The 20499-nt window shown below is 47.8% G+C and carries 22 protein-coding genes; 5 read left to right on the top strand and 17 right to left on the bottom strand.

From position 1 onward, the window contains the following. Window positions 1-718: 718 nt before the first annotated feature. The 3 genes from C8R30_RS14150 to C8R30_RS14140 are packed head-to-tail and all read left to right on the top strand — an operon-like array spanning window position 719 to window position 2683. Window positions 719-1366, top strand: coding sequence for a MotA/TolQ/ExbB proton channel family protein (locus C8R30_RS14150; RefSeq protein ID WP_090672122.1), 648 nt, complete (start codon window positions 719-721; stop codon window positions 1364-1366). After that, on the top strand, window positions 1353-1754 hold the full coding sequence (locus tag C8R30_RS14145; RefSeq protein WP_090672124.1) for an ExbD/TolR family protein: 402 nt from the start codon (window positions 1353-1355) through the stop codon (window positions 1752-1754). Before C8R30_RS14150 ends, C8R30_RS14145 begins: the two co-directional genes overlap by 14 nt. Before the next feature lie 38 nt (window positions 1755-1792). Then, window positions 1793-2683 carry a hypothetical protein gene (locus C8R30_RS14140; protein ID WP_090672127.1) on the top strand — a complete coding sequence of 297 codons (891 nt, stop codon included), beginning with the start codon at window positions 1793-1795 and terminating at the stop codon, window positions 2681-2683. A 258-nt stretch (window positions 2684-2941) separates the two neighbouring features. Here the strand turns inward: C8R30_RS14140 and bfr (C8R30_RS14135) are convergent, their stop codons facing one another. From bfr (C8R30_RS14135) to C8R30_RS14060, 16 genes are all read right to left on the bottom strand, one after another. Next, complete coding sequence (gene bfr, locus C8R30_RS14135; RefSeq protein ID WP_090672130.1) at window positions 2942-3409, bottom strand: bacterioferritin; 468 nt, start codon at window positions 3407-3409, stop codon at window positions 2942-2944. Between the two features lie 17 nt (window positions 3410-3426). Beyond that, entirely contained in the window at window positions 3427-3891 is a 465-nt protein-coding gene (gene bfr, locus C8R30_RS14130) for a bacterioferritin (RefSeq protein WP_090672133.1), read from the bottom strand. Window positions 3892-4424: 533 nt separating this feature from the next. Then, a complete protein-coding gene (locus C8R30_RS14125; protein ID WP_258192059.1) occupies window positions 4425-5303 on the bottom strand; it encodes a phosphate ABC transporter ATP-binding protein in 879 nt (292 codons plus the stop codon). A gap of 7 nt (window positions 5304-5310) precedes the next feature. After that, window positions 5311-6186: a phosphate ABC transporter permease PstA gene (gene pstA, locus C8R30_RS14120; protein ID WP_244888096.1), complete on the bottom strand. Its 876-nt coding sequence runs from the start codon at window positions 6184-6186 to the stop codon at window positions 5311-5313. Continuing rightward, window positions 6179-7057: a phosphate ABC transporter permease subunit PstC gene (gene pstC, locus C8R30_RS14115; protein ID WP_090672137.1), complete on the bottom strand. Its 879-nt coding sequence runs from the start codon at window positions 7055-7057 to the stop codon at window positions 6179-6181. Before pstC ends, pstA begins: the two co-directional genes overlap by 8 nt. Then, complete coding sequence (locus C8R30_RS14110) at window positions 7011-7835, bottom strand: phosphate ABC transporter substrate-binding protein (protein ID WP_218143490.1); 825 nt, start codon at window positions 7833-7835, stop codon at window positions 7011-7013. The genes pstC and C8R30_RS14110 overlap by 47 nt, the downstream gene beginning before the upstream one ends. After that, window positions 7835-9973: an FAD-dependent oxidoreductase gene (locus C8R30_RS14105; protein WP_090672139.1), complete on the bottom strand. Its 2139-nt coding sequence runs from the start codon at window positions 9971-9973 to the stop codon at window positions 7835-7837. The genes C8R30_RS14110 and C8R30_RS14105 overlap by 1 nt, the downstream gene beginning before the upstream one ends. Window positions 9974-9995: 22 nt before the next feature. Further along, window positions 9996-10949, bottom strand: a complete 954-nt coding sequence (locus C8R30_RS14100) for a radical SAM protein (protein ID WP_090672141.1) — start codon at window positions 10947-10949, stop codon at window positions 9996-9998. 3 nt (window positions 10950-10952) lie between these two features. After that, on the bottom strand, window positions 10953-12008 hold the full coding sequence (locus C8R30_RS14095) for a methyltransferase domain-containing protein (protein WP_090672144.1): 1056 nt from the start codon (window positions 12006-12008) through the stop codon (window positions 10953-10955). Between the two features lie 24 nt (window positions 12009-12032). After that, window positions 12033-12719 (bottom strand): TIGR04283 family arsenosugar biosynthesis glycosyltransferase, encoded by a 687-nt coding sequence (locus C8R30_RS14090; protein ID WP_090672147.1) that lies wholly within the window; start codon window positions 12717-12719, stop codon window positions 12033-12035. After that, window positions 12713-13399, bottom strand: a complete 687-nt coding sequence (locus C8R30_RS14085; protein ID WP_090672150.1) for a TIGR04282 family arsenosugar biosynthesis glycosyltransferase — start codon at window positions 13397-13399, stop codon at window positions 12713-12715. The genes C8R30_RS14090 and C8R30_RS14085 overlap by 7 nt, the downstream gene beginning before the upstream one ends. Window positions 13400-13412: 13 nt before the next feature. Then, window positions 13413-14054 (bottom strand): DUF3047 domain-containing protein, encoded by a 642-nt coding sequence (locus C8R30_RS14080; RefSeq protein ID WP_090672179.1) that lies wholly within the window; start codon window positions 14052-14054, stop codon window positions 13413-13415. Window positions 14055-14129: 75 nt separating this feature from the next. Continuing rightward, window positions 14130-14387 carry a carboxymuconolactone decarboxylase family protein gene (locus tag C8R30_RS14075; protein ID WP_107790412.1) on the bottom strand — a complete coding sequence of 86 codons (258 nt, stop codon included), beginning with the start codon at window positions 14385-14387 and terminating at the stop codon, window positions 14130-14132. Further along, complete coding sequence (locus tag C8R30_RS14070) at window positions 14384-14662, bottom strand: carboxymuconolactone decarboxylase family protein (RefSeq protein WP_090672157.1); 279 nt, start codon at window positions 14660-14662, stop codon at window positions 14384-14386. The genes C8R30_RS14075 and C8R30_RS14070 overlap by 4 nt, the downstream gene beginning before the upstream one ends. A gap of 230 nt (window positions 14663-14892) precedes the next feature. After that, window positions 14893-16422 carry a hypothetical protein gene (locus C8R30_RS14065; RefSeq protein WP_090672159.1) on the bottom strand — a complete coding sequence of 510 codons (1530 nt, stop codon included), beginning with the start codon at window positions 16420-16422 and terminating at the stop codon, window positions 14893-14895. A gap of 219 nt (window positions 16423-16641) precedes the next feature. Next, window positions 16642-17292 carry an SRPBCC family protein gene (locus tag C8R30_RS14060; protein ID WP_090672162.1) on the bottom strand — a complete coding sequence of 217 codons (651 nt, stop codon included), beginning with the start codon at window positions 17290-17292 and terminating at the stop codon, window positions 16642-16644. Window positions 17293-17491: 199 nt separating this feature from the next. Between C8R30_RS14060 and C8R30_RS14055 the strand changes: the two genes are divergently transcribed. Together C8R30_RS14055 and C8R30_RS14050 are read left to right on the top strand one after the other, a co-directional pair. Continuing rightward, window positions 17492-18340, top strand: coding sequence for a hypothetical protein (locus tag C8R30_RS14055; RefSeq protein ID WP_090672165.1), 849 nt, complete (start codon window positions 17492-17494; stop codon window positions 18338-18340). 19 nt (window positions 18341-18359) lie between these two features. Next, window positions 18360-18854: an IS630 family transposase gene (locus C8R30_RS14050; RefSeq protein ID WP_258192058.1), complete on the top strand. Its 495-nt coding sequence runs from the start codon at window positions 18360-18362 to the stop codon at window positions 18852-18854. 86 nt (window positions 18855-18940) lie between these two features. On the opposite strand, the gene C8R30_RS14045 is transcribed toward C8R30_RS14050, so the two are convergent. After that, window positions 18941-19684 carry a MauE/DoxX family redox-associated membrane protein gene (locus C8R30_RS14045; RefSeq protein WP_090672168.1) on the bottom strand — a complete coding sequence of 248 codons (744 nt, stop codon included), beginning with the start codon at window positions 19682-19684 and terminating at the stop codon, window positions 18941-18943. Window positions 19685-20499 lie beyond the last annotated feature (815 nt).

Here is a 20499-nt window from a genome sequence, read left to right as displayed (position 1 = left end):
GTAAAAAATTGAAAAAGGTATCAAAGCAAATAACCTTACTAACGATACGTTCTTTCAGGTTGACAGTTTCCCCTGCTGCCACTAGACCAAAACCATTTGGTGTTGATAAAACATTCGAATCAAGTTTGATGCATTAAAAGATTTAAGCTAGGTAATTTCTTATATATCCCTAATAAAACTAGGGATTAGTTTATCCAGCTTTTGTTTTGATACTTCTATGGAGCGTATATTAAGACTTTCTGCTCAAAAAACTAGCACAAAAATTTGAATCATATTGTATATAAATAGGAAACAATAGAATTGCACACTTCCTATTGGAGAAAATAGGAAGTACTTGGAGGGGGGTTGGTTGCTAATTGAGCACATAAAAACGCTTGATGAATTCGAATACTGACAGGTCACGCCACGACTTATTCGTTCCATACAATTATGGGCGTGGCTCAATAACATTAAACAGGCTAAAGTGCTTATTCAAAGTAGCAGCAACGCAGTATGATCTCGTCGCAGTAATAGATTTCTGATTGACCTTTCAGCTTCTAGCTTAAAATGGATAATGGTCAAAATTGCCTTCGAGAACTCTACCAAGAAGTATTTGCGCGGCACACATTCATTTTTTGAGCAGTTTTCTAACTATTCATTTTCAGTGGCTTAAATTCAAGACAACGACTAGTTAGAATCACACGTTATAACAAAATCATACCCAATCTGGAGTTTATGAATGGAATACCTTAATCAAGCCTGGATCATGTTGAAATTAGGCGGAATCATTATTCTGCCTTTATCTTTGCTAGGTATCATCGCACTGGCGATAATGCTCGAGAAAGCATTTGTTTACTGGCGCTTCGCCCGGCTCTCAAATGATTTACTGAATCTGATTGAAACCTATGGCTTCAAGTGGGAAGATTTGGAAAAAATCTTGTCAGGGCTGGATAAACGCCATTATTACAAGCGTTTCTTTGAAGTGGTAATTTCCAATCGGCACCAACCCTTTTGGTGGACTGAATCACGGGCAGCGGATGAAGCTCAGCTAATCGAAAATTCATTGGCCCGTCGCCTCTGGGCGCTGGAAACAATCGTGACCGCCGCACCGCTATTGGGACTCGTAGGGACCGTTGTCGGCATGATGCGCGCCTTTCAAGTCATTGGCAGTGAAGGTATCGTTAACCCCACCGCGGTGACAGGTGGTGTTGCCGAAGCACTCATTGCAACCGTTATTGGGCTCATTATCGCACTGGTTGCGTTGTTTGGATTCAATTACTTCTCACGCCTACAATCGCAAACCATGGATGAAATGGAACGCCTCGGCACACGCTTAATCGATCATATCCGGCTCGATCAAAAGGAAGACACCCATGAAGCTGCGTAAATCCAGAGCACCCCGAAAAGGTTATATCCAGATTATTCCCATGATTGACGTGATGTTCTTTCTGCTCGCGACATTTATGCTAGCTTCGTTATCCATGCAAAATTTGGATTCTCTGCAAGTCAACTTACCCGAAGGCCAAGCCGAAAAACTCAGCGCTGAAAAACCGATAACTTTAACGCTGACCAAGAACAATGAAATTTTTATCAATAAAGAGCCTGTTACGCTCGATACCTTAGCTACCACACTCAAACCACTATTGCATGACGCAAAGCAAAAATTGATCATATCAGCGGATAACGAAGCATCACAGGGCATTGTAGTTCAAGCGATGCTCCGGGCGCGGAATGCTGGTGTGCAGCATTTCCTGATTGCGGTTCGGCATAAATAATTTCCATACGCATCCACAACTTGACAAAATTCGTTACGATGAACAATTCCAGATCAAGGGAGATTCGTCTTTGGTGGCCGCTGCCGTTGGCTGCATTGCTGTGGCTGATCATGATCTGGATATCTGGTTTTTACCTGACCGAGCCCGAAATTAAAATCAGCATCGATATTCCAGACGCAATTGAAGCAGAATTCCTGGAACTTCCGGAACTGGCACAACCACAAAAACCCGCTCCACCACCCAAAGAGGTTGAGACGCAACCCCAGAAAGAAGTTAAGCAAGCAGAAATAGCACCGGAACGCGTGATGCCGCCTCTTCCGCGCCCCCGCCCCCTCGCGCCACCCCAGCGACCGGTCGCTAAACAAAAACCGACTGAAATGGCAAAAATTACACCACCGAGGGAAGAAACCAGAACTTCTATTCCACAAAAAGAAGATGCCGCCGCACCGGCCGATTTATCGGAGTATATCAATCAGAGAAGAGCGCAACAAAACCGGCCGACAAGCATTTTTGATAGAGTTGAAAACAACAAAAATAGTAACCCTGAGCCACAGCCCTCAGCGGAAGAGATCAGGATGGCGAAAGTAAAACGCAACTTACAAATGCCTGGCACAAGTGGTATTTTTCAAATTATCAGAATTGGCCCACGTTATGCACAGTTTTCTTTTCGTGCCTGGACAACCGGCAGCAGCAATCCGAGGCGAGAACTGATTGAAGTCGAAGCCGGACCAGATGGCGACATTAAACGCGCAATCATCCGCAGGATGATCCAACTCATTCGCCAGTATCACCAGGAAGATTTTAACTGGGAATCAGATCGCCTTAATCGTGTGGTCGTCCTGTCAGCACGACCAGGAGATAGCGAAGGGCTCGAAAATTTTTTAATGCGCGAATTCTTTGGCGATCCTGTCCCACCTTATATGCGTTGAGTCTCACTGTTCAGCTAGGAAGCTGTCCGTGAATAGCGATCGCAGCGAAGGTGAGTCTGATTGAGTTGGATTCTTCGATCATTTGAGGCGCATAGTCGTTCTCTTTAACGTAATGGATCGGAAAATCCGGCCAACCAAGCTCGTCCGCAGCAGATCAGTCTATTCACGAACAGCCTCCTCCTAGGCTCATTTCCTGGAGGACATCATTCAGCAAAGCACATTGTGCAGCAAATCGATAAAACTCCACCAGATCGACTATCACATTTGTGATTGTAAGTAGTTCTGTAATCCGACTTTTTCTATCAGACCCAGTTGTTGTTCGAGCCAATGTGCGTGGTCCTCTTCTGTATCCGCCAGCATAACTTCAAGAATTTCCCGTGTCTGGTAATCCTTCTCCTGCTCACAAACAGCGATGGCTTCACGCAATGCAACAATGACGGAGCGTTCCAGCTCCAGATCGTTTTTCAGCATTTCTGGCACATCCTTACCGATTTTAAGTGGGCTGCGGTTACCCACAGCAGGCACGCCTTCCAGGAGCAGAATTCGTTTGATAAGGCGATCAGCATGCTCTTTCTCATCATCCATTTCATGATCAATACGCTCATAAAGTTTACTGAACCCCCAATCGTCATACATGCGTGAATGCGTAAAATACTGATCCATGGAAGTCAGCTCACCGGCAAGGAGTTTGTTCAGGATGTCGATGATTTTTGTGTTGCCTTTCATAAGATATTCTCCTTATATTACATATGGGATTGCAGATAATTCTGAATCCCTACTTTCTCAACCAGCGCTAATTGGGTTTCCAGCCAGTCGAGATGCTCTTCGGTATGCTCCATTATTTCTTCGAGCAATTCACGACTGACATAATCGTGCACAGCCTCGCAATGTCCAACTGCCTCTTGCAGCTGAGCTCGGATAACCGTAATTAATTCCAGATCCCCTTTGAGCATTTCCAGAACATCCACACCTATCAGCAGTTTTCCCAGATCCTGCAGATTAGGCAGTCCTTCCAAAAAAAGAATTCTTTCGATCAGGTGGTCAGCCTGTTTCATTGCCTTGATAGAAGCTTTATAAATGTGTTCATTCAAACTCTCAAGGCCCCAGTTCTTGTATATTCGGGCATGAAGGAAAAACTGATTGATAGCAGTAAGTTCATTCTTCAACACTTTGTTCAGAAGCTCCAACGTTGTTTTATCGCCTTTCATTGTTGACTCCTTTTATTGATATCGGCACTGCTCTCAGACTTGCCTCATAACTCATTCAGTTGCACATATTATAACGGGTAATCAATATTAATATCAAATATAAGTTATTGATTTATAAATGATAATAGTTCTTAATATTGTTCTTTCTTCGTTTCATGACAACAACAAACCTAGTAATTGATAGGTTGTTTAGCTCTGACAAGATTAAAAAAGGAATTTAATGACGGTGAATAAAAAGCGCATACATTAATAGCGTAAACTCTTAGCAAAGCGGGCACTAACGACGGCACGTTGTAATGAAACAGTTCCGCGGTTAGCAATGCGCTATGATGTTACATCCCATACAAATCAATAGCTGTAAACGGCAACCCATTAAACAAGCTGCGCAGGGAGCAAGGCTTAGGCGATCTTGTTATCGCGGATTGATCTTTTCGCAGAACATTAAATTAGCGCTTGCCTGATACATTGCCATTTTCCAAGAATTTGGTCATGACCCCGGTAAACCTACTCATCCTTTTTGGCAGGACCTGCCCTTATCCCGTCGCACCACTTACGTAAGCCGCCGTGAGGGGGTCAGAAGGGGTTTCGAAGATATGCTGGCAACGGCCAAACTCGACCAGATGGCCGATGCGCTCACGTTCCTTAACCCAGAAAAATGCGGCGTAATTAGCGATACGCCGCGCCTGTGCCAAATTGTGCGTGACGATTACGATAGTGTAACGCCCACTCAGTCGGTTGATCAGTTCTTCCACCACGCCAGAGGCGATTGGGTCCAGCGCGCTACAAGGTTCATCCATCAACAAAATCTGTGGATTGAGTGCCAGGGCGCGGGCGATGCAAAGTCTCTGCTGCTGACCGCCCGACAGGCTCAAAGCAGGGGCATCCAGTCGATCGCACACTTCATCCCACAGACCAACGTCACGTAAAACCTGCTCGGTGATAGCCTGGATATCAGCTTGCCGCGTGACGCCATGCTCACGCAACGGCAGCGCGATGTTGCGTTGTATAGACAGTGGAAAAGGCGTTGGTTTTTGGAATACCATGCCGATACGTTTGCGCAATTGCTGCAGATTACAATGGGCCCCAAAAATATTTTCACCCTCGACATGCACCGTACCGTCTACTCGGCAAGAAGGAACCAAATCGGTCAAGCGGTTGAGCGCAGATAAAAAGCTTGTTTTTCCGCAACCAGAAGGGCCGATCAATACCGTAATGCAGCCGCGATAAATATCCAATGTAACCGTATCGAGCGCACATTTGCCACCATAAAACAACGACAACGCCTTGACCTGAATGACGGGATGAGGAATGCAGCAATAGGGCCCTGCTTGCAACGGACCGAGCGTGTAAGTACTCGGTTGCTCACAAACAGATTGTGTTGAGTGCTTGATTTCGTGAGTTTCCATGGTCATATCGATTTCATTCTGCGTTCAGCTTCTTACGCTGCCATAGATAGGTGAATCGCATCGCAACCAGGTTAATCACGAGCAGCAATAAAATCAATACCAGTGCGGAAGCAAAGGCTGGCGCATCGCCGCCAGGCACATTCATCGATAGATCAAAAATATGCAGCGCCAGCACGCGTCCAGAATCGAGTAATGATTCGGGCATGCGATCGACATAGCCGCTGGTAAACATCAAAGCCGCCGTTTCTGCTGCAGCTCGCCCGATTCCCAGCAACAATCCCGCTGCCCAGGCGGGCGCAGCGACTGGCAGCAGCACATGGAACAAGGTCGCTGCGCGTGACATGCCCAAGGCAACCGCAGACAAGCGGTAACTCTCCGGCACTGCACGCAACCCAGCTTCCGCCGTGCTCACAAGAATGGGCAGCAACATGCACGCAAGAGTCAATCCTCCGGATAAAATGGAAAATCCCAAACCCAGGTAAAGACTAAAAAACGCATAGCCAAACAACCCAAAGATGATGGAAGGCACGCACGCCAACACCTGTAAACTATAACGCACCCACCGACCAAAGGGGCTTTCCGCAGAAATAAATTCGGTGAGCAATATTGCGGTTGCCCAGCTTATCGGCAGTGCGGCCAGCAGTGCGATCAATAACACCAACAAGGTGGAAGCCAGAATAGAGCTGATACCACCAGCACGGCCAGCATCGCGCGGTACATCGGTCAAAAATTGCCATGAAAGGAGCGCGCTGCCCCCGCGGATCAAATCGAACAAAATCCACAAAAAAACTCCGCTCACACATACTATCGCGGAGTAAATCAGCACCTGAATAGTCAGATCACGCAGCAAATAACTCATTTTATCTTTGTTCACGAACAGTTTAGACATGGTGCGTCTTACCAAACCATGCCGCGATGATCGTCAATGCAATGACTAACAATAGCAGCAGTAAGCCTGAAACAAACAGCACTGCTCGATGATCACCCATTGCGTAAGCCATTTCTAGTGCTATATTGGCAGTCAGGGTACGAATCGGTGCAAACAGGCTGTCAGCATGCTGCACCACGTTGCCCGCCACCATCAGCACCGCCATGGTCTCCCCTATCGCACGGCCAGCAGCGAGCAGTATGCCTGCCACAATGCCTTTACGTGCCGCAGGTAACGCCACCCCATAAATCATGCCCCAACGCGACAAACCTAACGCCACAGCAGCCTGCAAATAGTCCTTGGGCACCGCCACGAGTGCGGCATAACTCGTCAATGCCAGAGTCGGCAGAATCATCAATGTCAAAATCAGAATCGACGCCAGCAAACTCGCACCAGGCGGGTGCCATTGGTTGATCAATGGCACCAGTGTGGTCAGCCCCCAGAAACCAAATACGACTGAAGGAATACCAGCCAGCAATTCGATCAGCCGTCGATAAAGCACCGCCGTGCGGGGAGTCGCATAGAAAATCATGAACAGCGCGGAGGCAATCCCCAGAGGAATGGCCAGTAGAAGTGCGCCGCTACTCGCGTATAGAGTGCCTGTCACCATCGGAAGCAGATTGTATTGATCTTCCAGCGGATGCCAGGCTTCATCGGTAAAAAATCGCATCAGTGCGATATGCCGCAATACCGGCCAGGATTCGAGTAATAAGAACAGTAGGATAAATAGCATTATCAGTGCTGCCAGCAGTGCACCGATACGCAGCGCTGCACTGAACCAACGATCAATCGACGCTGACAGGAACGAAATACTGTGCTTCCACCAGATCATGTGTCTGCTTCGAGCGAGCAAAATCGATGAATTGTTTGACCAGACCGGTTGGTGGCAACCGGGTGACCAGGTTAAGCGGACGGGATAAGGGATAAGTTCCGTTGCGCACATTGGCAACTGTTGCGGCCACCCCATCCATCGTCAGTAGCTTGATAGGCACGCCACGTTGCGCGTCATAGGCTGCGGCGCCAATGGAGACGTAGCCGATTGCATGCGGATTGCCGGACACGATTTTGATACCCTGCTGATTGTCGCCAATAACGATGTGCGATTTGATTTCACTATTTTTCAGCTGAAAATAAGCTAGGAACGATTCCAAAGTAGAACGTCCCTCCGCCTTGTTGACTAAGGTTATACGCGCATCATGCCCACCTACTTCCTGCCAGTTTGTTATCCTCCCGGTAAAGATACCAACAATCTGCCGGTTCGTCAGGGTTGTGACGGGATTGCTGGCATGCACAATGATTCCGACGCCATCAAGTGCGATTGCAAAAGCTTGCAAATCCTGCTCAGCTGATTTCAAGACACCTGATACCATACCGATATCGGCCACACCCTTGCGTGTATCGTTGATACCTCGCGAAGACCCTCCTGTTTGCACATCCACGCGTACACCTGGATGTAATGATTCAAACCGGCGCCCCAGCTCAATCGCCAACGGCGCGATAGTGCTCGATCCAGTCAACACCAGTTTGTGTGAACTGGCGAAGGTAGAAAGAGTTAAGCTCATCAGGACCAGCATAATCGTTGCTGCGCCGATCGATTTCATCCAGCGCATCACTTGCCTTCCCTCCTGCGGGCATGATAACGCTCTGCCCAATTTAGCAAATAGGATGAAACATGCCGACGCCTCCATTCTCCCGCAACATATTTGTTAGCTTCCGACCAGGTCGGATAGGTGTGGATCGTACCGAGAATCTTGTTAAGTCCCAGGCCATGCTTCATCGCGAGCACAAATTCCGCCAATAGATTGCTGGCATGTTCAGCCACGATGGTCACACCCAGCACCCGGTCCCTCCCCGGTACCGTGAGTACCTTTATAAAGCCATGTGCAGCCTCATCCGCAATGGCACGATCGAGCTCTTTCAGCTCATAACGCGTCACTTCATAGGCGATCTTACGCGCTGTGGCGTCTTGTTCGGACAAACCCACGCGGGCTACTTCCGGATCGGTAAAGGTTGTCCACGGCATTACGGAATAATCGACTTTAAAGCGCTTAATGTGGCCAAACAGGGCGTTGACTGATGCATACCAGGCTTGATGAGAAGCCGCGTGGGTGAATTGATAAGGTCCGACCACATCGCCACAAGCGTAGATATTGGGATAAATCGTTTGCAATCCGCCATCCGTCTCGATAGTGCGCCTTGGCGTCAATGGAATACCCAGTTCCTCCAACCCCAGTCCTTCCGTGCGTGCAACCCTTCCGACTGCGCACAATAGGGCATCAAAGGGCAATGCTACTTCTTTACCCGTTCGATCATGCACGATCAATCGTTGTTCATTATTTTTCTTTTCACAACGCAGGGCCTCTGTCTGCGTCAATAGTCGTATACCATCCGCTTGCAGAGCAGTTTCAACCAATGTTACAACATCTTCATCTTCCCGCATCATCAAGCGATCGCGCTCGACTTGCGTGACCTGGCAACCAAGCCGGGCAAAGGCTTGCGCCAATTCGCAACCGATTGGGCCGCCGCCCAGCACCACCAGCCGTTCAGGCCGTTGGGTCAGTGACCAGATGGTCTCTGAAGTGTAATAGTTCACATCTTCCAATCCCGGAATAGGTGGAATAAAGGGTCGCGCACCGGTAGCGATGACGATGGCACGCGTAGTCAAAGTTTGCTCATTCACCATCACGGCCCAAGGTGAAATAATACGCGCTTCGCCTTGTATCACCTCCACACCCAGTTGAGTATAGCGCTCCACAGAATCATGCGGCTCGATGGTACGAATAATGCGATGCACTCGCGCCATTACGTCGCCGAAGGCATAACGGGCCTCTACTTGCTCTATCCCCAATGACTGAGCATGCTCTGCTTGCTTGATAAAATTGGCGGTGCGTATCAGTGCCTTCGAAGGCACGCAACCATAATTCAAACAATCCCCTCCCATTTTATGACTTTCGATCAGCGTCACTTTGGCGCGAGTGGCGGCAGCGATATAGGAAGTCACCAGACCCGCCGCCCCTGCACCAATCACTACCAGATTACGATCGAAATGAGCTGGCTTGGGCCAGCGTGCATACAGCCGCCGCCGCTTGATGATGTTGATTATCCATCGCGCCAGCCACGGAAAAAGGGCTAGCAACAAAAAAGACCCGATCAATGCAGGTGATAAAATATCGGAGAGACTGGCAATCGCAGCAAGCTGAGTACCCGCATTGACATAGACCGCCGATCCGGCCAGCATTCCGATCAAGCTCACCCAGAAAAAAGTGCCGACTCGAATCGACGTTAGCCCCATCAGCAGATTGATTAGAAAGAAAGGAAAGGCTGGCACCAGGCGCAACGAAAACAGATAAAAGGCGCCGTCGCGTTCTAAATTTCGGTTAATGACTTCGAGACGATCGCCAAAACGACGTTCTACCGCATCACGAAACAGGTAGCGTGCCGCCCAAAAAGCAAGTGTGGCACCTAGCGTGGCTGAGATTAGCACTACAGGGACACCGATCCAAAAGCCAAATACCGCCCCGCCCGCCAACGACATGACAGCAGCGCCTGGTAAAGAAAGCGCTGCCATGACGATATAAGTCACCGCATAAAGGCCGATCACTTGAATAGGCTGCGCACGATAAAACTGAACAAACTCATGCTGGCTTGTCTTAAGTGCATCTAGGCTAAAGAAACGCCCCAGATCGAAAGCAAAAAACAATCCGATCAATACCAACAAGAATCCGAGTAACCACCAGCGTTTGTTCATACTTTTCCTTGGGCGATCTACATTATTTCAGTTCGCTACATGAGGCTCCAAAGCGGAAACAACTGTAACACCGATGATGCTTCATACTGACCGGCACTTGCAAGCTGTCCGCCAACGTCTCCGCCAGGGCGTAATCGGGGTCATCATCCACCAGCGTACAGGCATACACTCGCATTCTGCCATTCATTTTAACGACCATCCTGCTAAACGCGCACATAAACTGTTTGCGACTTTTTTCCGTTTGATAGGTGATCATACACTGTGTGGTAATCTGCGGAACGGACACGTCAGCTGCGGGAGGATGAAATTCCGGAAATTCAATACGCGGCAAATCAACCGGTAAATCGGCTGCTTGAAAGATATCACCGAAGCGCATAGCCACCTCAGCCGCATCCATCTCAGGAATGACTTGATGAGCAATGGAAAGCGAAAAACCCATTTTATAGAGACTTCGCATTCCTTCCAACGCACGTGCAAACATTCCCTGCCCTCTGCCCTTGTCATGTCGGGTTGCATCGAAATGATCGAGGCTCACCCGAAAGTGCAATGGATGAGGTCGTTCGAGGAGAGGTTCTAATTGCTTAAGCCGTTTACTAAGCGGCTCCGTAGCATTGGTGAGCACCAAGCAAGGGCGATGCTCTAATGCAGTATCCAGTATGCGGACGATATCCTTGTTGACAAATGGCTCGCCACCCGTGAAGGAAAACTGCTGCACTCCGAGCGACACCGCTTCGTCAATGAAGGGTTTTACATCAGAAAAACGGATTAATTGCAGTCGGTTGTCGCCCGGTTTCGAGCCCTCCAAGCAAAATGGACACGCCAGATTGCAAGCGGTACCGGTATGAAACCAGACTTCTTCTAGTTCATGAGATTGGATAAAACCGCGGGGCTCTCCTTCTGGTGTGCGATACCATTGCTTAGATCGCTCGAATCGTTCCACTGGCTCTGTCGCATGAGGAATAGCCTTGATGTCCATTTGTTAGCAGCATCCACCGCCAGCCTTGCCGCTACCGTTCGTAACCGCGCCATCGAATGGCAACCCCATTCCACAACCCGGGAATATGCCAAAATGGCGATCAAAGTTGCCGAAAAAATCGAAATATTCCCTAAAGCGCGTGTCATGCAACATACGCAACGTATTACCACAAACTGGGAACTGCCGTCCTGTTTCGATTGCATGATGCTTATCGAGGATAAAGAGATGGGGGTGATGCGGAATCGTGCCACGATACACGACCGACTGGCCATGGTCTTCACAAGCTAATTCTAGATTGTCCAGCTTAAACAATCGATAGGTTGCCGAATAAAAACGGATATTACCGGTGCGTTCAGCGAGCTGGGCATTACCTAATGTCACGGGACGATCCTCGACCAGCCGGGGATCGACAAAACCACAACGACGGGCAAGCTGCAAAAAATCATTCCAGTATAATGCCCCCCCCAAGCATTCACCATAAAGTACCGGATCACGCGCCAATACGGCTGGGATACGTCGGTCACTATACACATCCGAAAAATAGAGTTCACCGCCAGGCTTTAACACCCGCCAAGCTTCACGTAGCACCGCCGCTTTATCGGGGGCAAGATTGATCACGCAATTGGACACGATCACATCGACACTCGCATCGGCCAACTCAAGCTCATGCAATCGCTCGATGTCGCCATGCAAGAATTGCACATTACTATTGGCGTAACCAAATGCCCGGCGATGAAACTCTTCATGACGGCGTGCCACAGTCAATTGTTCCTCAGTCATATCCACACCAATGACTTGGCCTTGCTCCCCAACCAATTGGGACAGCACATAGACATCCCGCCCTGCACCACACCCGAGATCAAGCACCGTCAGACCATCCAGCAACTGGGGTAACACCAGACCACAGCCATAATAACGACGCAGTACCTCATCATGCACTTTTGCTAACAGAGGTTTCGCATACTCAGGTAAATTGGTGTCCGTACAACAGGCGTTAGTTTGCAAATCAGATGAATCTGTTAGGGTTTCGCCATAGTATTTCTGAACGATTTCTTGCATGGATTCCTCCTATCCTAAAAGTTGTCACGGACGACGAGCGCGATAATGCTGTGCTAATTTATCAGGCGACGTGCCGCACGCAAAACGAATTGCCAATTTACGATTATGCCAGGTACGCCGCCACCACCCCTCATGTTGCCAGCGGCGTGGGTCAACCCATATCGGCTCCAGTAACGGCTGAAAATGTCCCAAACTACGCAACCCTTTTACCAAAGGTGCTTCTTCAAACAATGGCCAGGGGGCATGCCCCCCTGCCGCGAAATAGGTATCCCGTTTAACAAATATGCCCTGATCGCCGTAGGGCACACCGAAACGGCTGCGCAACGCAATAGCCAATTCCAATATCGATGCTGGCCAAGCACGCGGCTCGTCAAATTGGAAACGAAAATAGCCTCCCACTGCGCCTTGGGTCAGCACCTTGGCTATAATCGTTAATGGATCGGCAGGTAAACGAAGATCGGCGTGCAAGAACCAGAATGCATCCCCTTGCGCCTTTTCAGCCCCCTCCAGCAGCTGCCGCCCTCGACAGGGCTCACTTCCCAACCATTGTGCGCCATATTGAGTACATATCTCAAGGCAAGTTTGACTTCTTCCACCATCGACTACGATGATTTCCAGCGGCGGATACAGCATTTTTTGTAATTGTCCTAGTAATCTCGCCAGCTTCTCATCGTCGTGATAGCAAGGAATGATAACGCTCAAATTCAACATGCTTCAATTTCCGTTTTGTCGATAAACTCACATACCAAGGTATAAAGCTGCTGCCGAGCAGACCGCTCATCATTTCGCAACAGCGCCACCAATCTCAGGCAATCTGCCATCTCATCCACGTCAGAGCGCTGTTCCAGCAACGCTACCGACCACCCTGCCCTGCGGCAGCAATCTGCTAACGCTACGCCCAAACGATCGGTGCTCCAAGGAAGTTCGGCCAATTCGGGCCAAGGATATCGGCTTGCCATCAATGCAACACCACCATCGGATGCCGGTATGAGAACGGTATCATGACGCTGCAGGGCATGACGGCATGCCTCATAATCTGACTCTGTCAACGAAGGCGCATCACTCCCGATGAAAATCAGTTTTTTCAATCCATCCTGTCTCAGTGTGCGATCAAGTTCATTGAGGCGCTGCCCGAGGTTACCGCTGGTTTGTGGCTGTATCTTTACTTTCTTTGAGAGGGGTAATAGAGAAGCTGCCCAGTCATGATCCTTATACGATGCGGGCGCGATGACCACTGGCCCATCCCAGCTTACAGCATCTTCCAGCGCACAGTTTAAAAGTGCCTGCGCAATCTTTTGTGTTTTTTCCATCCCAAAATGCGCAACCAGTCGTTGCTTGCCAACACCCATCACAGGCCGTTTGCATACCAGAACTAGCGTAATCTCATCCATGACTTCTGATAAATCATTGCTCAGAAAACCACATATCTCCATACCAAGCAGTGGCTACAGCACCGGTATTATCCGTATCGGTCATGATTGCCACAGCATCTACACGCCCCGGCTCCCCACCAAATAGACGCCGATAATCAGCACGCACGTCGCGCTGTATTCTCACCCATTGGCCGACCCTTTCTGAGCCTGATTCTACCGCGATCATCTGGGCATTCCCCGTAAAAGCGTTTGGCCAGCTACTTCCGACTGGCTGCGTGTTCGACCAAACGTAATTGATGGCGCGTGTCCGCCAAAATGCCAAGCCACCAGAAAAGACCACATAGATTCTAGCCGGATAATCATCGCCTGGACGGCTGCGCTCATTGTTACCTGCCAAGATGCTGTCAACCTTCCATGTCCAGTTAAGTATAGGTGTCTTGTCAAGATCGACTTTTATCTCGCGATAAAGCCCCGAGGCAGCTGCATGACTGTCAGCACGCAAAACGATTTTTCCATTATTGTTTTCCAGCGCATAATGCGTTTCACCTGCAAACACTTTCGACTGCCAGCCGTTTAAGTCGCTGTTAGAAAAGCGGGCGATATCGACACGCTCTCCCCCCGCCCATGACAAAAACGGTGAACAGAGCGCTATTCCGCACAAGAATTTTTTCATGCTCTCAGCTAATTGATACAAAGTTGGTGAGGTGCGCCAATAGAGCATACTTGCCATTAGTTGATAAAGCATAAACTAGAAATCAATCTCAATGCCCATCACATCAGCGAATCGATTAAAAGCAATAAACATCTCCATGACGCCGAATGCTTCCAGCAGTTCAGACTCGTCAATACCTAGATCGAACAATTCTTTGATGTCGGTCTCGCTAATTTTATGCCAGTCATTATTAGCTTTGCGTGCAAATTTGATCAAGGCCATTTCTTTTTCGGTAAAAACTGGCGACAATACATTTTGCAGCATACCAGCAATTTTTTCCTCATTAAATCTCATCTCATGTAAAACTGCTGTATGCGCAGCCCACAATATTTACACTCATTATCGTGAGAAATCAGCAACGCCATTACTTCTTTAACCTCGCGCCGCAATTTGCCAGCAAGCATAATTGCCTTGAATTTATTCCAGCTCGCTTCCAGCAACGGCGGATATTTAGCATAAGCCTGGAAAAGGTTGGGAACCTGTCCTCTGAAAGTTTGTTCAATTTCAAATAAAATAGCTGAAGCCAGATCAGATGGTAATTGAGTTGATTCTGATAATGCTTGTGACATTTGGCTACACTCCCTCTTTGGTAATTACTCAAAAATAAACGGGGGCGATGCATCAATACCCACACCTTAGTCGGAGTCAATATGAAATCCTTACAAATATCTTCATTACTCAAACCATCTATTACTTTAGCTAAGAATCATTTCTGAATGTTCAGGCTTCAGGCTTGATAACTTTGCCTACAATATGACTGGCAAGCAGATTACTGGCAAAATAAGCATTTCTGCATATTTTATTGTGCCCTTTCAAATAACGTATCGATAAGAAAAGCATCGTCAAAATGACGGCGACCAATAAAAGCAGTTGGATGGCGTCCCCATTGGCGCATTGCACCTGGCGAACGGACACCCATTGGCCAGAGAAGAAAACGTTCAGCTCGCTCTGTTCCGGGAATCAGCCCATACGTGCCGAACAGGCTGCGATATCCTCCTGAGTAAGGAAGAGAGCGTAGGGCATCATAATCTTCCCATATCATCGGTTGGCTTGCCTGCATTGCATAAGGTGAGCCATTCAGTGCGCTACTATCATAGTAAATTCGTTGGATAAAATGAGTACGGTGAGCAATACGCAGCACCAGTGGTTGTTGATCAGGTGCTGCTTGTGGTAGCAGTGGCGATTCAAAATAGAAAGAAGGAAGATCCTTGCGCAAGCGTAGCCGATGGCTTAGGAAGAATTTATGGTAGCAACCGCAATTATGAATAGTATCGTAAAGCCAGGGTTCGCCATCAGGCCCTAAAGTTACCCGCCAGTTGATGCCATCAAGTTTACCGGCAAAAATGTCCCTGCCTGGTCGCGCTGGGAACCAGACAATGTAATTAAGCTGGAGCAACACCTGATTGGCAAAACGGGTATGCGAAATCTTGCGATAAAGTGTCGGACGTGCAATGTCTACTACTGGCCCGTTTTCCCAGCGTATCCTGCCAATACGATCATTTTCATCCACCACATCTATTTCCCATATCGGAGCAAACTTGTTAAACAACTGATTCAGTTCAGCAGCCGTGGGTAACGGAATACCTAGCGGATCGCGCGAATGGTGAAGAATTTCACCGATCTGCCGAGCATCGAGGGATTTATCAGATAATGAGGCATTAGTCGCTGAGATAGTAGATTCCGGATGCCAACGCACCACTTTGCCTGTAACCGGCAATGATGCCAGCGGCGTGGCGAAGACATCATGTGTTCTTTTATGCCATGCAGATATTCCGACTGCAATAAATGGCGCAGTGAGTGGATAAAGACCGACCACTCGCCACCAAGTAACATAATCATCCGGAACATAGGCCATATCGCGCAATCGAGCACGCTGCTCTGGTTTTGCGAGATCGATCTTTATCAATCGATCGCGACAAGTGTTGAGTTCATCCAGCAAGGCTTCTTTTCGTCCTTCTATCGTTGAGGAAGGAAGATTGCGCAACTCTATTGCTCGTGCCTGAGCGTCAAGATCAGCCATGTGGCCAATCCAAGCTGACCACTGCGGTGATTCATCATTTAATTCGTGACTGAATGAAGCCAGGAGGCGTGTCGTGCGGAGGTATGGAAACTCCTGAATCCGCGATGAACCAAGATCGCGTATACCGATATTGTCAACCGCAGCATCGATTTCTTGATATAGTGCTCGGCAGGACATCGCCATAGGATCTATTGGCGCACTCAATCTGGGCTCAAGTGCAATGCAGCCTGTTAGAAGCAACATGCCGGAAATGAGTGTTATTTTGGTAGAGGTCACGGCAATACAGACTAAGCTGTTAGAATTATTCATAAATTTCACCCTTGTTCCTCCTGTTTGTTGCTGTTTTAACGGCGCTGCAGAAAATATACCCAGTACAAAAGGCTCAGCTACAAGCGGGTAAGTTCTAATGATCTTTAACCGTTGTTTTTAGTTTTAACGTTTTAGCTCACATTATTCGACTTGGTAGAATTAGATGACTTAAGTCATTTGCAATAGGTCGCGTAAGCTCATACTTTAGTTAGAGATGGTTTAGTCTGTAGCTACCCAATCGGACAAGGTTTCCTTGCCTGCGGAATCGACATACTTTTTCACGCTAGCCAGCGAACGAGCGATCATGCTTTTCTTAAACATATCTTCAACAAAAATCGGAATATATTTCAAGGAAACTGCAAAGCCGTAGCGTGCCAATGTTTTGCCTTGACCATAGGGATAGAAACGCCAGAAACCGCTCAGTTCCAAACAGTCACCATCGTGTTTTGTATCTAGACGCCAACAGAAATTAAGGCCTTCTTTATCAAAGGTAAGGTTCACGCGGCAGATAAATGTCATGAAGGCGAATTTGGCTTTGAACTCAATTGTGTCACGCAGAAAATTCCTGGAGATGACTTTGGCTTCCTTGATCTCCTTGAGGTATTTGACTTGATCTTCAGCACGGTGAAGCAGATTCCAGGTCTGTTCAGGCGGCTGATTAAAGATAACGGCTGCTTCGATCAACCCTGAATGTTCTTGTTTCGTCAATTTGGTAAAACTAAAGACAATCTCGCCGTTAACTAGTCGTTGTATTTGTTGGCCATCCAGATCTTTGAGGCCATTGGAACCAAAATCAGATACGGCGGCAAAGCACAGCGTAGAGGACAAGCAGAATATTGCAAAAGTGCTGTACATGGCTGTTTTTACCATGTCATCCCACCTCCTGGAGTAGACTAGACTTCCATATGATTGCAAACTACCTAAAAGAAAAGTGCATTACAAGTATATATTTGCCACGGAGCCTTAGCTCATGAATTCTTCCTCGATAACCTTCTATCTCTGGTTAAGTCATTGTCGTTGTCTTATTTGCCTCATTCCAATCCTATTTACCTTAGCATGCAATCAAGTATTGGCACAGATCGTCATAAGTGACACTGAGTTTCTTGATTCCGATCGCCCCGAAGCATGGGCGATGAATTATTTCACCTCGGTCACACTCCTCTCCGGACTCAGCGTGCCGCACAGTAGAGCGGTTGGCTCAATCGAGCTAGGGGCCGAACTAGATTGGGTTCCTCAACTCAGTCGTGCACAACGGCAGGTTGGTTTCAATGGTGTTAAAGAAGAAGACCTGAACAAAGCACCCATTTTTGGTCGACCGCGTTTCACCTTCGGACTTCCCGGGCGATTTGCCTTGACCCTCTCCTATGTGCCGCCTATCCGAATTTTCGGGGTCAAACCCAACCTGCTCGCATTCGCACTGGAACGCCCTTTGTACGAACGTGATCGATGGATTATCGGCTTGCGATTGTATGGACAGGTTGGTCATGTAGAAGGTGCATTCACCTGTTCCGGCGATGTTGTCGAATTCCCCCCCGGTTCAGCAGAAAATTTGTTTGGTTGCGAGCAGAAATCAGCGGATAAAGCCAGGCAGCGCTATGCAGGGATCGAACTCAGCGGTGCCTATCGTATCGAACAATTAAGAGGATTAACTCCTTATATTGCCATAGCCGGCAATTTTCTTGATACACAAGTTCGTGTCAACGCTCAGACTTTTGGAGTCCTCAATCGTAACCGTATCCAGGCTGAAACCTGGACGTTTTCAGCTAGCGCCGGTGTTATTTATCCCTTGACCAATAAGATCAAGCTGAGCGTTGGAATGTTTTATAGTCCGCTAGGGGTGATACGCCCTCCAGCAACCTCTAGTCAGAACGATCCACTTATCAATGTTCGTGCGCTGCTCACGTATCAATTAAAATAGGCAGGTGCAGGTTGTTGAGATGTGTGATGCGATAATCTGGACAGGAAAGGCGGGCACCATGACTCATGATGACAAGTACCACGACACAACCACCTTGTTTGCTGCTCTCAATGTCCACGAGGGAACTGTTATCGGTGAATGTCTGCCAAACCATCGTAACGACGAATTCCTCAAGTTTCTGAAGAAGCTCGATACACAAACAGACAAGACCTTGGACGTGCATTTGATTGTCGACAACTACGCCACCCATAAGCATCCGAACGTCAAAGATTGGTTGGCCAAACATCCATGCTTTTACCTTCAATTCACTCCCACGTCAGCTTCCTGGATAAATTTGGTCGAGCATTTCTTCCGGGATATTCCCGAAGAGCAGATTCGTCGGGGTGTATTTCGCAGTGTTGATGAACTAAAGGCAGCAACCCAGCAGTACCTAGAACATCGCAATGCCAACCCTAAGCCAAACCAATGGACCGCCTCTCCAGAGGCAATCTTGGCTAAAGTTAGCAAAGCTTAAGAAACGTTGAGGACGTTACACTAGCTTGCTGGTGTGGAGACAGCCACCATCACCCATATTATGGATTACCTATGTGTTTAAATCGTTCATTTGATCAACATCCAAACTCCCATCCCTATCATCATCAAATTTTCGGTCAAAGAAACGAAACCGAGCGGTACATTGCTATTGCCACCAACGCAGGCACATTTCAGTTCACGCTTGTCGATATAAACGGCCTTTAGTACCGAAATTGCCCCCACTGTGCCTATAAACAGTGCTATAGGTGAAGACAACCAAACAAGTGCACCCGAGATCATCAGTATACCTGCCAGCGCTTCGCCGAAAGGATAAAGATAACCGTAACGCACCCACTTCCTGGCCAGCAGATCATAATTGAGAAACATGGTCGAGAAACTTTCGACATCCTGCAATTTCTCAACTGCAAGCAAGCACATGGCAATGGAAATAAACCATTCAAAAGTACGGACGGTCAAAAATGTCTCGTAAACTTCCCAACTCATAGCGAGTGCCATCAAAAAGGAAACGGCAAATATGGCGATTACCGGTTTATAGCTGGCTCCATCACCGTCTTTTACCCCTTCGCCGAAGTATTCACGCAGCTCATCGTACCCACCAATGCGTTTGCCATTGATCCAGGTTTGGGGTGTTGTATCGACACCGTGTTTTTCCTGAAAAGCATCGGTATCTTCGCGTGTCTTAAGATGATGGTCTTCAACATTAAAGCCCTTACGCTCCAGCAAATCTTTTGCCTTGAGACCATAAGGGCAAACATGATCTTCCATCACCATGCGATATAATATCGCCTGTTTTTGGTGGTTTGAGTTCATGACTACTCTCCTGTAAATCAAATGAGATCAAGAATCGTATAGCATTGTGCCACGCTCAGGGGATTTGCTTGTTCGCAAAATCAGCAATTACTGATTTATAATGACGTTGACGACCAGCTAAGGTTCTCAGTAACCCTTGAAACGGTTGTGTTATTGATGATGACTGGCTGTGCCCATGGCTATTGTCTGATGGAGAATCATTATCCTCTCATCACTTACACATTTAACGGCAACTTGTCAGGAGAACATACGCCACCCGTTCAATGGCGTTTATATTCAGGCATCTAATCACCGAGCCGGACGAAACGGACATCTGTTCCAGTGCCGATGAAGAATTTGGTTTAATATTTGCCATAATAAGAATTATGCATTCTGTACCTGACTCCATTTGTGCTGACCCCTTTAGTACGGGATCAACAATAATATCAGTATCACTAGCGCCATTAGTTCCCAGCTTTGCCAGTGACTACTAAAGCCAACCACTTGAAAAAGGTCTTCGAAGTAAATGAGACCTTCTCCTCCTGCAAAGTTCAACGCCATCTGATTCGCCCGCTACGCAAACAAGGCAAGCATTTCCATTCCTGTAATATAAACAAGGCTCTTCAGGAAAATTTATGGGTAATGCTATAACGAATATGTAACAAAGACGCTAGTTTTTTGGGGTTTTTGAGGTAAGGTGTGCATCCTGTTGTTCTTCTGAGAAGATGGAGGTGTTGTGAACAACCATCAACCAGAAGGAAAGGAACAGGATGCACATCAAGACTATCCTCAATCGTGTTCAAAAATTCAAGTCTTTTGTATATGGAAAAGTCTGT

This window comes from Nitrosomonas nitrosa, assembly GCF_003051105.1.
Classification (GTDB): domain Bacteria; phylum Pseudomonadota; class Gammaproteobacteria; order Burkholderiales; family Nitrosomonadaceae; genus Nitrosomonas; species Nitrosomonas nitrosa.
The sequence above is the reverse complement of the archived record's forward strand: the minus strand, read 5'-3'. Positions and strand labels throughout refer to the sequence as shown.